Origin of the sequence: Hymenobacter monticola (assembly GCF_022811645.1) — a bacterium.
In the GTDB taxonomy this organism is placed as follows: Bacteria; Bacteroidota; Bacteroidia; order Cytophagales; family Hymenobacteraceae; genus Hymenobacter; species Hymenobacter monticola.
Genome location: NZ_CP094534.1, coordinates 5,408,334 through 5,420,319 on the forward strand (window position 1 = coordinate 5,408,334; position 11,986 = coordinate 5,420,319).

The 11,986-nt window shown below is 61.7% G+C and carries 10 protein-coding genes and 1 riboswitch; of the genes, 5 read left to right on the forward strand and 5 right to left on the reverse strand.

The window, feature by feature from the left end; all coding sequences use genetic code 11:
* Positions 1–80 precede the first annotated feature (80 nt).
* On the reverse strand, positions 81–944 hold the full coding sequence (locus MTP16_RS22620) for a hypothetical protein (RefSeq protein ID WP_243514350.1): 864 nt from the start codon (positions 942–944) through the stop codon (positions 81–83).
* Positions 945–1,193: 249 nt separating this feature from the next.
* Positions 1,194–2,384: a trans-sulfuration enzyme family protein gene (locus MTP16_RS22625; protein ID WP_243514353.1), complete on the reverse strand. Its 1,191-nt coding sequence runs from the start codon at positions 2,382–2,384 to the stop codon at positions 1,194–1,196.
* 141 nt (positions 2,385–2,525) lie between these two features.
* Positions 2,526–2,640, reverse strand: a riboswitch (SAM riboswitch).
* 101 nt (positions 2,641–2,741) lie between these two features.
* On the opposite strand from MTP16_RS22625, the gene MTP16_RS22630 reads away from it, so the two are divergent.
* A complete protein-coding gene (locus tag MTP16_RS22630; protein ID WP_243514355.1) occupies positions 2,742–3,011 on the forward strand; it encodes a YidH family protein in 270 nt (89 codons plus the stop codon).
* Between the two features lie 18 nt (positions 3,012–3,029).
* On the opposite strand, the gene MTP16_RS22635 is transcribed toward MTP16_RS22630, so the two are convergent.
* Together MTP16_RS22635 and MTP16_RS22640 are read right to left on the reverse strand one after the other, a co-directional pair.
* On the reverse strand, positions 3,030–4,640 hold the full coding sequence (locus MTP16_RS22635; protein WP_243514356.1) for a Na+/H+ antiporter: 1,611 nt from the start codon (positions 4,638–4,640) through the stop codon (positions 3,030–3,032).
* A gap of 102 nt (positions 4,641–4,742) precedes the next feature.
* Positions 4,743–4,913: a hypothetical protein gene (locus tag MTP16_RS22640; RefSeq protein ID WP_243514361.1), complete on the reverse strand. Its 171-nt coding sequence runs from the start codon at positions 4,911–4,913 to the stop codon at positions 4,743–4,745.
* Positions 4,914–5,150: 237 nt separating this feature from the next.
* On the opposite strand from MTP16_RS22640, the gene MTP16_RS22645 reads away from it, so the two are divergent.
* The 4 genes from MTP16_RS22645 (at position 5,151) to MTP16_RS22660 (ending at position 11,066) form a co-directional block, all read left to right on the forward strand.
* Positions 5,151–6,605, forward strand: a complete 1,455-nt coding sequence (locus tag MTP16_RS22645) for a T9SS type A sorting domain-containing protein (protein WP_243514363.1) — start codon at positions 5,151–5,153, stop codon at positions 6,603–6,605.
* Positions 6,606–6,802: 197 nt separating this feature from the next.
* A complete protein-coding gene (locus MTP16_RS22650; RefSeq protein WP_243514366.1) occupies positions 6,803–8,449 on the forward strand; it encodes a CTP synthase in 1,647 nt (548 codons plus the stop codon).
* Positions 8,450–8,668: 219 nt separating this feature from the next.
* Positions 8,669–10,450, forward strand: a complete 1,782-nt coding sequence (gene yidC / locus MTP16_RS22655; protein ID WP_243514368.1) for a membrane protein insertase YidC — start codon at positions 8,669–8,671, stop codon at positions 10,448–10,450.
* A 106-nt stretch (positions 10,451–10,556) separates the two neighbouring features.
* Complete coding sequence (locus MTP16_RS22660) at positions 10,557–11,066, forward strand: DUF6438 domain-containing protein (RefSeq protein WP_243514369.1); 510 nt, start codon at positions 10,557–10,559, stop codon at positions 11,064–11,066.
* 66 nt (positions 11,067–11,132) lie between these two features.
* Here the strand turns inward: MTP16_RS22660 and MTP16_RS22665 are convergent, their stop codons facing one another.
* Positions 11,133–11,984, reverse strand: a complete 852-nt coding sequence (locus MTP16_RS22665; protein ID WP_243514370.1) for an alpha/beta hydrolase — start codon at positions 11,982–11,984, stop codon at positions 11,133–11,135.
* Positions 11,985–11,986: the final 2 nt, after the last annotated feature.

Consider the following 11,986-nt stretch of genomic DNA (forward strand, 5'->3'; position numbering starts at 1 on the left):
GAAGCTCCTGCTTCGGCCCGTTAGAACGTTCTGACGGGCCGAAGCAGGAGCTTCGGGGTACAAGTGCTTTCGGCCCTTGCTTAGGCTTGTAGCTGGCCGAAGCGTTTTTTCAACTCCTCATACGCGGCCGTTGAAATGGCCAGGTGCTGCACCACGGTAGTCGTTGACTGCGTGGCTTTGCCTTTGTCGTCGACTTTCGTGGTCACGTTCTCCAGGGTCAGGTACTGGCAGTTGCCGTCGTTGGGGGCGCGATGCAGCTTAAGGCGGGCAAACGGCTCCGTTTCCGACTGCATTTCGTGCGGCGTGAGGGTGTGGTACTGGCCGGTTTCGAGGGCGGTGCGGACGTGGTCGGCATCTTGCGCGTAGCCGATGGGATGGGGCAAAGTTTCTTCATCAGCCCACTCATTTGTCGCCTCGGAGAAGGGCTCCGTGGCCTGCGAGCGGGCCAGCCAGTAGGCCCCGCCCACAATGACGAGCAGCTCCACCACCCAGATAAGGGCCAGAAACACCCCCGAGGGCGTGGCCCCTTTCAGCGACCAAGTGCCGGTTTCGTTGATTTTGCCAATGGCCTCCCACATGGCGGCGGGGTGGGTGAGCACATCGGCCCACATGCTGGCGCTAAACGAGGTGCTGGTATCGGCATCGCGCCCGGCGCCGGTGGTTTCGGCATTGAACAGCAGCGTGAGGTACACGCTCCACTCCAGGTACACGGCCGCCAGCCCCACCAGCAACGCCAGCAAGCCCACGCCGGTGGGGCTGCGCAGCTTGCCGGCCTTGGCCAGCATCATCAAAATGCCGCCCAACACCAGCCCGAAACCCAGGCACAGGAAGAAGTTGATGTACACAAAAGGGATGTACCAGATGGCGTAAATGTAGACGAACGCCAGCACGCCCCCCGCGAGCACACCGCCCAGCAAAAACAGCAGCACGCCTCCCAGAGGCATTTTGTTGGAAGGTTGGTAATAAAGATTCATGTGGAAAGAAGGAAAAAGAGAAGGATAAGCTCAGCTAAAGGAAACGACGCCGAATGCATCAGGTTGCTCTAACCGACTATTTCCGCCGCACCATTCAACGCGCAAAAGCCCGTCAGGCAGCGTGGCGCGCCGCCCGACGGGCTAGTAATCCGCTAAGTGCTCTACCGCAGCACCGTGCCGTGACCGTGCGTCGGGGCACCATCGAAATGCCGCCTGCGCTTACGCCAGCACCGCTTCCGTTTCCAGCGCCACCGGCTCTGCAACGCCCAAGCCATCCAACGCCTGCGCCAAATCGGCAATCAGGTCGTCGGCGGCTTCCAGGCCGATGGAGAGACGCAGCAGGCTGTCGGCGAAGCCGGCGGCGCGGCGCGTTTCAGCCGGGATGGCCGTGTGCGTCATCGAGGCGGAGTGGCACACGAGGCTTTTGCCGCCGCCCAGGCTCACGGCCAGCTTGAAATATTGCAGGCTGGTAGCCAGCTGCGTGGCTGCCTCCACGGTGTCATCCTTCAGCACCAGCGCAACGATGCCACCGAAACCGTCGGGCTGCTGTTGCTTGGCCAGGGCGTGGCCCGGATGCGACGCCAGCCCCGGGTAGTACACGGCTTGGATTTCGGGCCTGGTTTGCAGGAACCGGGCCACCTGCAGAGCCGTGCGGCAGTGCTGGGCAATGCGCAGGTGCAGCGTTTCGAGCCCGCGGATGACCAGGAACGAATCGAACGGGCCCAGGATGGCGCCGGAGGCGTTCTGGATAAACTGGATTTGCTTGCCCAGTTCCTCGGTGGCCGCCACCACGGCCCCGGCAATGAGGTCGGAATGGCCGCCCAGGTACTTGGTGGCGCTGTGCACCACTAAATCAGCGCCCAGCAAAAGGGGCTGCTGCAGCACCGGCGAGGCAAAGGTGTTATCGACGCACAGCCAGGCGCCGGCGGCGTGGGCCAGCTCGGCCAGCCCGGCAATGTCGGATATTTTGAGCGTGGGGTTGGAAGGCGTTTCCAGCCACACCAGCCGGGTGCGGTCGGTGATGGCGGCCTGTACCTGGGCCAGGTCGGCGGTGTCGCAATACACGATGTCGATGCCAAAACGGCGGTACACGTGCTCGAACAGGCGGAAGGCGCCGCCGTAGATGTCGTCGATGGCCACAATCTGGTCGCCGGTCGAGAGCAGCTTGAGCACGGCGTCGATGGCGGCCATGCCGCTGGCGAAGGCGTAGGCCGAATGGCCGTGCTCGAGGCCAGACAGCAGCTTTTCCAAGGCGCTGCGGGTGGGGTTGGCGGTGCGGGAGTAATCGTAGCCCTTGTTGACGCCCGGCGACTCCTGCACGAACGTACAGGTCTGGTAGATAGGCACGGCGAGGGCGCCGGTGAGCTCGTCGACGGGAAAAGACTGAATGAGTCGGGTGGAGGCTTGCATGGGTTGTTGGCGTTTTTGTGGTTGAGACGAAAACGCACCCGCTTACCTAAGCACTTTCAAGATTTCTCACCGGAAAGGCATAAAAAAAGCCCTTCCGACAAGTCAGAAGAGCATCCCGCTGCAGTCGGGGCACATCTTGTAGACTTATCTTCTCCTGAACCGGCCAAAGCCGACTCAGAACAGGATTTAGCACCTGGCATTGCTGCTGGTTGCTAAGGCATCGCAGGGCCTGTCCCTCCGCCTTTCTTGATAAGTGCTCCGTATGAGGGAGCGCGCTGCAAATATAGCGGGCAAGTAAAACCGCGCAAGTAGTCGGCCTCAAAAATCCTTTTTACTCCGCTTACCTCCGCTGGCCTCATGCGTCCTTCCGCTCCCTCCCCTCTTTCCCTCACCGACCGGCTGGCCCTGCAGCGCACCCGCCTCGCCAACGAACGCACCTTGCTTACCTATGTGCGCACCTGTCTGGCGTTGGTGGGGTTTGGGCTGGCCCTGCTGCAGTTCCATCCCGAGCGCGGCGGCCGACTGGGCTACATGGCCTTGGCCGTGGCAGCCGTGGTACTGCTGGTGGGGCTGCTGCGCTTCCGCGTGCACCGCCGGCAGCTGGCTGCCTGCGAGCGCCCCAATTAGCGGCGCGGCTCCTGCGGTTTAGCGCTCAATATGCTTCACCTTGGCCTCGTCGAGGTCAAGCTGGGCTTCCTGCTGGCGCAGCACCTCGTCGTCGTAGGAGTCGTGGTGGCGCAGGTGCTCCAGCGTCTGGCGCTGCACGTTCAGCACATCGAGCAGCACCATGTGGTACTGGCGTAGGGCGGCGCGGCCGGCGTCGTTCACTTCCAGCGAGTTGAGGGTGCGGGCGGTGAGGTTGATTTCGGTTTGCATGCGCTGCTGCAGGCGGGCAATGAGCTCGTTGGCCTCGGTTTCGGCGGGGTACTGGCGCTGCAGGTGCTTCACGGCGGCCTCGCGCATGTGCAGGCGCACACCGGCTTCCTGCTCCTCCAGGGGCATGCGGTCGTCGTTATCGGCTATTTTGGTGAAGCGGATGATGGCCGGCAGCGTGAGCCCCTGCAGCACCAGCGTGACGAGGATGACCACGAAGGTGATGAACAGCACGAGGTTGCGCTGCGGGAATTGCAGGCCGTCGTTCGTCATCAGCGGCACCGACAGCGCCGAGGCCAGCGACACCACCCCGCGCATGCCCGCCCAGCCCAGCACCAGCGTGCCCTGCCAGCCCGGGCTTGGCTCGCTGTTGCGGATTTTCTCACTCAAAAAGCGGGGCACAAACGCCGCCGGATACATCCACAGCAGCCGGATGACGATGACCAGCCCGCTCATCAGCAACCCGTAGGAAATGGCCTGCTGCAGGGAGTATTCGCCCAGCCCGCCCACTGCAATGGGCAGCTGCAAGCCAATAAGAATGAACACCAGCCCGTTGAGCACGAAGCTCACCGCAGCCCACACGCTGTTGGCCTGCAGGCGGGTGTTGGCATCGAATACGCGGTGCGAGAGGTGCGAAAGCAGCAGCCCGCCGCTCACCACCGCCAGCACGCCCGAAAAGTGGAACTCCTCGGCCAGCAGGTACATCACATAAGGCGCCATGAAGGTGAGGGCCGTGTTGATGCTGGGCGTGGTGGGCAGGTACTTGTGAATCAGAAAGAAGCCGCAAGCCACCACAATGCCCACCACCAGCCCCATGCCACTCACTACCACGAAGCTGGTGGCCGCCTCCTGCCACACAAACGTGCCCGAGAGCACCGCCAGCAGCGCAAACCGAAACACAATCAGGCTGCTGGCGTCGTTAATCAAGCTCTCCCCCTCCAGAATGGCCGTGACGCGCCGCGGCACCTTCACGCCGCGCAGCACCGAGGTGGCCGCCACCGCATCGGGGGGCGAGATGATGCCGCCCAGCAAAAAGCCCAGCCCCAGCGTGAACCCTGGAATGACGGCCTGCGCCACGTAGGCCACAATGGCCGAGGTGAACCCCACCAGCCCAAACGCGAGCAGCCCAATGGCCCGCCGCCAGCGCCAGAAGTCGTTCCACGAAGTCGTCCAGGCCGCTTCGTAGAGCAGTGGGGGCAGGAAAATCAGAAAAATGAGGTCGGGCGCGATGGCCACCCGCGGTAGGCCGGGCACGAAGCTCAGCGCCAGCCCGCCCAGCACCAGGAAAATGGGGTAGGAAATGCCCAGTTTCTGCCCCAGCATCACCAGCAGAAACACCACGAAAAGCAGACCAAGAACCAGCAGCAGGGTTTCGTGTAGCATAGGGCAAGCAGAGGCGTATGAACGCCTCAAAGAAACATCATGCTGCGCTGCGCGCCACACGGCTTTGCTGGTTTCTGCCTTTTAGCCCCACCCGTCACACGCTTATTGCCACAGCTTGCGGCCCATGGTGGGGCGCCGGGGCCGGTCAAAAAACACGATGTAAAGCACCCCCAGCAGGGGCACGAGCAACAGGGCGAACAGCAGACGCAGGTGCCAGTAGTGCACCGGGCTCAGGCCCCAGACGTGGACGAGGTGATTGATGAAACGTGCCATTTATAAATATACGCATTTCTGCAATCGATTTCAATGCTTGGCGTGGGGTGTGGCGTCATTTTATTACGGCAGCTTTGGGGTGCCTATTTGGTGGCAGTAGGAGTGGCGTCAGGACCTGAATTATTTATTACCAATCAGTTCGGCCTTAGATGGAGGCATGAATTTTGAGTAAGAATTTCGGCGCTAATATTAGTCCTTAAGGCCATTGACTACCCGTTTATCATTTATCTTTTTCTTATGCCCCACCTCTCCTCTCCTACTCACCTACGCCGGGCCCGCTTGCTGGCGGCGCTGGGGCTGCTACTAGCTACAGCCGGCGGGGCCCAGGCCCAAACCCCGGCCAGTTTTGCGCCAACCAGTACGTACCCGACTGGCTTGAACACCTTCCCTTACAATGTGGCCGTGGCTGATATGAACGGCGATGGCAGGCAGGATATCGTGACGGTGAATTCCTCAGGGGGCTCCGTGGGCGTATTGCTGGGGCGGTCCGGTGGGGGCTTTGCCCCCATTAACACCTACCTGACTGGTGGCGACCTCTCCTTTGGCCTAGCGTTAGCCGACGTGAACAGCGACGGCCGACCGGACATCGTAGCAACCAATCTCCTAACCAACAATGTCGGGGTGTTGCTGGGATTCGTCGGTGGGGGATTTGCTCCCGCCAGTACGTACCTGACCGGAATTAATGCCAGCACCAGTCCAAATGGCTTGGCCGTGGCCGACGTGAACGGCGATGGCCGACCGGACATCGTGGCGGCCAACACCGGCAACGGTTCGGCGGGAGTGCTGCTAGGGCTGGCCAGCGGGGGCTTTGCTCCCTTCAGCTTTCATTTAACCAGCGCTTACCCGAAAAGCGCAGCGGTGGCCGACATGGATGGCGATGGCCGAGCAGACATTGTCACAAACCACGACGGCAGCGTCGGAATACTGCCTGGACTAGCGGGTGGGGGCTTCGGCCCGGTCAGCACCTACCCAACCATCGGCACTACCCGTCCAAATGGCTTGGCCGTGGCCGACGTGAACGGCGACGGCCGGCCGGATATCGTGACGACCAGCACCAACCGCAACACCGTCGGGGTGTTGCTGGGTCAGGTCGGTGGGGGACTTGCCCCAATCCGCACCTACTCAACCGGGCCCGGCAGCAACCCGGATGGGGTGGCAGTGGCCGATGTGAACGGCGATGGCCGGCTCGACCTCGTGACCGCCAACGCGGGCACCGAAACGGCCGGAATATTACTGGGGCAAGCCGCCGGGGGATTTTCGACGGCAACAACTTATGCAGCCGGCACCGGCGCCGGCTTCACGTTATACGGTGTAACCGTAGCCGATGTGAATGGCGACAGCCGACCGGATATCATCACGGCTAACTTCGGCAGCAGCACAGTTGGGGTGCTGCTCAACACCGGCACCTTCACGCCTCTGGCTGCCACTACTGGTGCCGCAGCGGCCGAAGTTTCCCTGTTTCCCAACCCGGCGCGGGGCAGCTTTGCGGTGCAGTTACCGGCCGCTTGGGGCGCTGCAGGCGTGCAGGTGACGCTGCTGAATGCGCTGGGCCAGGTGGTGCGTCAGCACACCGCCGCGCCGCCTGTCGGGGGCCCACTTTCGTTTGCCACCACCGAATTAGCTCGGGGCGTGTACCAGTTACGGGTGCAGGCAAATGCCTACCTAATAACTAAGCGTGTGGTGCTCGAATAATCTGCGAACAGTGAGTACCCTCCACGATACAAAGCCCCCGCTACCGACTGGTGGCGGGGGCTTTTTTGGCACAGTCCGCAGGCAACCGGAACCGTAGCGACTCAGGCAATTGAGCGCCAAAGTGGCCAGACGACGCGCAATGGCCCGAGTTTTTTCCTGGATTCCCAACTCCGAATGCCGTACTTTTGACTCCCGTCATGCCCGAACGCCCAACCCCCTCCCCCTCCGCGTCGGCAGCGAAATACATTTTCGTTACCGGCGGCGTCACTTCTTCACTCGGCAAAGGAATTGTTTCCGCCTCGCTGGCCAAGCTTTTGCAGGCCCGCGGGTTTCGAGTCACCATCCAGAAGTTCGACCCCTACATCAACATCGACCCCGGTACGCTCAACCCGTACGAGCACGGCGAGTGCTACGTGACCGATGACGGGGCCGAAACCGACCTCGACCTCGGCCACTACGAGCGGTTCTTGAACACGCCCACCTCGCAGGCCAACAACGTCACCACTGGCCGCATCTACGACCACGTCATCCGGCGCGAGCGCGAAGGCGCCTTCCTCGGCAAAACCGTGCAGGTGGTGCCCCACATCACCGACGAAATCAAGCGGCGCATGCTGCTGCTGGGCCAGAACGGCCAGTTCGACGTCGTCATCACCGAAATCGGTGGCTGCATCGGCGACATCGAGAGCCTGCCCTTCGTGGAGGCCGTGCGCCAGCTCCGCTGGGAGCTGCCCGAGTACGATTCGCTGGTCATTCACCTCACGCTGCTGCCCTACCTCAAGGCCGCCGGCGAGCTCAAAACCAAGCCCACCCAGCACTCGGTGCGCGACCTGCGCGAAGCCGGCTTGCAGCCCGACATCCTGGTGTGCCGCTCCGAGCACCCCATCCCGATGGAGATGCGCCGCAAAATCGCGCTGTTCTGCAACGTGAAAATCAACTCGGTCATCGAAAGCCTCGACGCCGACAGCATCTACTCGGTGCCGCTGCTCATGCGTAAAGAGGGCCTCGATGAGCGGGTTATCAAACGCCTGAAGCTGACCGGCGGCGCTCAGCACCCTGACTTGGAAGCCTGGAAGGACTTCCTTGGCAAGCTGAAAAATCCGACCGAGGAAGTGACCATTGCCCTCGTGGGCAAATACGTGGAGCTGCCCGACGCCTACAAGTCCATCAACGAAGCCTTTGTGCACGCCGGCGCCCAGAACGAATGCAAGGTGACGGTGCGCAGCATTCAGTCCGACAACGTGACCCACGACAACATCGCCGCCCTGCTGCACGGCTGCGACGGCGTGCTGGTGGCGCCCGGCTTCGGCGAACGGGGTTTCGAGGGCAAGATTGCCGCCGTGAAATACGTGCGCGAGAACAACATCCCGTTCTTCGGCATCTGCCTGGGTATGCAGGTGGCCGTGGTGGAGTACGCCCGTCACGTGCTCGGCCTGCACAACGCCAACTCCACCGAGATGGACGCCCTCACGCCCAACCCCGTCATCGCCATGATGGAGGAGCAGAAGAACATCACCCAGAAGGGCGGCACCATGCGCCTCGGCGCCTACGCCTGCGACCTGCGCCGCGGCTCAAAAGCCGCCAAAGCCTACGGCAAAAACCACATCAGCGAGCGCCACCGCCACCGCTACGAGTTCAACAACCAGTACCTGCAGCAGTTCGAAGAGTCCGGCCTGCAAGCCACCGGCACCAACCCCGATACCGGCTTGGTGGAGGTGATTGAGCTGCCCACGCACCCCTGGTTCGTGGCCGGCCAGTTCCACCCCGAGCTGAAAAGCACCGTGGAGCAGCCCCACCCGCTGTTTGTGCGCTTCGTGCGGGCCGCCATCCAGCACCGCAAAGGGTAGTTGGGTTAACGAATGTTTGCAGACGCCTGTCATCCTGAGCGCAGCGAAGGACCTTATCACGTCAAAACGGTTTGCGGTAATTCTTTTTACCCAAGCGCGATAAGGTCTTTCGCTGCGCTCAGGATGACAGGCGTCTTCATTTCTTATTCTTCATTTTTCATTCTTCATTAAGCGCAGCGTCCCGCCGTACCTTTGCCCCTTCGCAACCTTTAACAACTGATGGATAGAAATTCAGCAACCGGCCTTTTTCTGATTTCGGCCTTGCTCCTCGTGTACCTGTTCTTCTTCAGCCCGAAGAAAACGGATGAAAAAGCCGCCGGTAAAGAGCCTGCTCCCACGGCCGCGGCCAAAGCGCCCGCCGCTCCGGCCTCGGCCCTGACGCCGGAAGCCGCCCTCGACAGCACGACCGGCCCCGCCCAGGACCTGCACCTGACCAACGCTAACCTCGACGTGACGCTCTCGACGCGGGGCGGCCGGATTGCGGCCGTGCGCCTGCTGAAATACAAGACGTTCTTTGGCAAGCCCCTGGACATATTCGACGCCAAGAGCGCGCGCATGGATACAAAGTTTCGCACCGTGGACGGCAAAACCGTCCGGTTCTCGGATTTGAACTTCCAGGCGGTGCCCTCGCAAAGCACGGACGGCGGCTCGGTGCTCACCTTCACGGCGCCGGTGGGCGGCGGCAGCATCGTGCAGACCTACACGCTGCCCGCCAACAGCTTCGAGCTGAAATACGACCTGCGCCTGAACGGCCTGGACCGCACCGTGGCCCAGGAGCCGCTCACTTTCTCGTTCCTCGACGAGGTACGCCAGACCGAGCAGGACCTCAAGCAGAACCGCAACCACACCACCATCAACCACTACCTGGCCTCCGGTGACCGGGGCGAAATAGCCGAAGCCAGCGAGAAGCCCGAGGAAGTGAAGGCCAACGGCCCGGTGAAATGGGCGGCGCACAAGCACGACTTTTTCGTGGCCGGCCTCATTGCCGACCAGCAGCCTTTCACAGGCGGCGCATTCAACTCGAATGTGAACCTGGGCGACTCCAGCACCATCAAAACGCTGAGCACCACGCTCACCATCCCGGTGGCCGAGGTGGAACAGGGCCGCGGCCAGTACCGCTTCTATTTCGGCCCGAACGCCTTCAGCACCCTGAAAGAGGTGGCGCCGGAGTTCGACCGCAACGTGTTCCTGGGCTATGGCCCGCTTCGGTGGATAAACCGCTTCGTGGTGCTGCCGGTGTTCCACTTCCTGGAGCAGTTCATCAGCTCCTACGGCATCATCATCCTGCTGTTGGTAGTGCTCATCAAGCTGGTAACCTGGCCCTTGACGTACAAAACCTACGAGAGCCAGGCCCGCATGAAGGTGCTGAAGCCCGAGCTCGACCAGTTGAAGGAAAAGTACGGCGACGACAACACCAAGGTGCAGCAGGAAACCATGAAGCTGTACCAGGAATTCGGGGTGAGTCCGCTGAGCGGCTGCGTGCCCACGCTGCTCACCATGCCCATCCTGTTTGCCATGTTCCAGTTCTTCCCCAACGCCATTGAGCTGCGCCAGCAAAGCTTCCTGTGGGCCAAGGACCTGAGCAGCTACGACGTGTTTGTGCAGCTGCCCTTTTACATCAAATGGTACGGCGACCACGTTTCCATGTTCACGCTGCTGATGACGGCCTCCACGCTGGTGATGACCTGGCAGAGCAACCAGATGAACACGGCCATGCAAGGCCCCATGAAGACGTATAGCTACCTGATGCCCATCATCTTCCTGTTCGTGCTGAACAGCTTTGCCTCGGGCCTCACCTGGTACTACTTCGTGTCGAACGTCATCACCTTCGCCCAGCAGGCCATCACCCGCGGCCTGGTCGACGACACCAAAATCCGCGCGCAGCTCGAAGCCAACAAAATCAAGAACAAGGACAAGAAGCCCAGCGGCCTGCAGGGCCGCATTGCCGAAGCCATGAAAGCCGCGCAAGAGCGCGAAGCCCAGGCCAAGCGCAAGTCGTAATAGCTTGTCTTCTCAATAGAACCGGCAGAACGCAACCGTAGGCACGGTTTTCGTTCTGCCGGTTTTTTGTTTGCCTACATTCACGCCTCAACCCCTCCCCTTCGCCATGCGCTCCATTTCGCTGCTTCTGTTGCTCAGCATCTTCAGTTTCTCTGTGCCCGCCTGCGCCCAGAAGGCGACGGTGCAGAAAACCAAGACCAAAAAGGTCAGCAAAAAGGCGACGCCCACCGAAGCCGGCCCCGTGCTCACCTACGAGCGCACGCCCTGCTTTGGCACCTGCCCGGTTTACACCATGCAGGTATACGCCGATGGCCGCGTGGCCTACGAAGGCCGCCACCACGTGCCGCTGATTGGCAGAAAGGAATTCAAGCTGCCCGCTGCCGCGGTGGCCGACATGCTGCGGCAGGCCAAAGAGGCTCATTTCGAGACGTTCCAGGAGCAGTACAAGAGCGGTGTTACCGATATGCCCAGCACCATCGTGGCCATTCGCCAGCCCGATGGCACCGTCAAAAAGGTAACGGCCGAGTCGGCGGTGCCCGAAAACGTGCAAACCTATTTCACCTACCTCACCACGCAGTTCGACCAACTGGTCCAGGCGAAGGGGCTGGAGAAATAAAGACGGCTGAATGACGCTGTGACAGTAGCGCGAACTACAAAGTTCGCGCTACTGTCGCTGTTCCGCTCACTGTTTTGCACCAGTAGCGGGCGGCGCAAACACCGCCCGGAACGCCCGCAACGCCGCCGGGTGGTAGATGGTGGCGTGCGTTTCCTGCGGCATGTTTTCGTAGTGCCAGGTGCCCAGGCGCGCTGCCTGTGGGCGCACCATTTCCACCAGACGCCGGGTGGCGGCCGTGTCGCCGTGGATGCTGGTGGCCAAGTAAACGGCAGTGGCGGGACGATTTTTCTGCAGGTAAGTGCTGGCCTGTGCGGCCAGTTGGCCGTTGTTCCACCACAAACTGGCGTCGAAGGCGAGGTAGGTGTTGAAAAGCGTGGGCTCCAGCAGCAGGGTTTCGACCACGAACAGACCGGCCAGCGACTCGCCCACGATGGCCGTTTCGGCCGTGGTGCGGTAGCGCTGCTTCACCTGCGGCATCAGCTCCTCGCGGATGAACTGCCGGTAGGCCGCCGAGCCGCCTACCTTGGGCGCAATTTTCTTGTCCTCGACGTTGGTGGTGGGACCGGTCAGGTCGCGGCGCCGCTGGGTGTTTTCAATGCCCACCAGAATGAACGGCCGCATCGTGCCATTGCCCACCAATACCTGCACGAGGCCCGCCACGTGCAGGAAATCCTCCTTCAAGCCACCATCAGGCATGTATAGCACCGGCAGCCGCCGCGTAGCAGAGTCGGCGTAAGCATCGGGCAGATACACGTTGATGCGCCGGGCTTCACCCAGCGCTTTCGAAGCAACGGTAAACGTCTGGCCAATGACCAACGGCGCAGCGGCTGACACCGGTCCGGCCTTCTGGCCCTGTGCTGCACCGGTTAGCGGCAGCGCCAGAAGCAACCCTAGAATCTGAGTTCTGAAAGCATTCATGG

What these genes read in the sequence shown, in the direction of transcription:
- MTP16_RS22620 (WP_243514350.1), bottom strand. Translation starts at nt 944, where the DNA reads ATGCCTCTGGGAGGCGTGCTGCTGTTTTTGCTGGGCGGTGTGCTCGCG.
- MTP16_RS22625 (WP_243514353.1), bottom strand. Translation starts at nt 2,384, where the DNA reads ATGCAAGCCTCCACCCGACTCATTCAGTCTTTTCCCGTCGACGAGCTC.
- MTP16_RS22630 (WP_243514355.1), top strand. Translation starts at nt 2,742, where the DNA reads ATGCGTCCTTCCGCTCCCTCCCCTCTTTCCCTCACCGACCGGCTGGCC.
- MTP16_RS22635 (WP_243514356.1), bottom strand. Translation starts at nt 4,640, where the DNA reads ATGCTACACGAAACCCTGCTGCTGGTTCTTGGTCTGCTTTTCGTGGTG.
- MTP16_RS22640 (WP_243514361.1), bottom strand. Translation starts at nt 4,913, where the DNA reads ATGGCACGTTTCATCAATCACCTCGTCCACGTCTGGGGCCTGAGCCCG.
- MTP16_RS22645 (WP_243514363.1), top strand. Translation starts at nt 5,151, where the DNA reads ATGCCCCACCTCTCCTCTCCTACTCACCTACGCCGGGCCCGCTTGCTG.
- MTP16_RS22650 (WP_243514366.1), top strand. Translation starts at nt 6,803, where the DNA reads ATGCCCGAACGCCCAACCCCCTCCCCCTCCGCGTCGGCAGCGAAATAC.
- yidC (WP_243514368.1), top strand. Translation starts at nt 8,669, where the DNA reads ATGGATAGAAATTCAGCAACCGGCCTTTTTCTGATTTCGGCCTTGCTC.
- MTP16_RS22660 (WP_243514369.1), top strand. Translation starts at nt 10,557, where the DNA reads ATGCGCTCCATTTCGCTGCTTCTGTTGCTCAGCATCTTCAGTTTCTCT.
- MTP16_RS22665 (WP_243514370.1), bottom strand. Translation starts at nt 11,984, where the DNA reads ATGAATGCTTTCAGAACTCAGATTCTAGGGTTGCTTCTGGCGCTGCCG.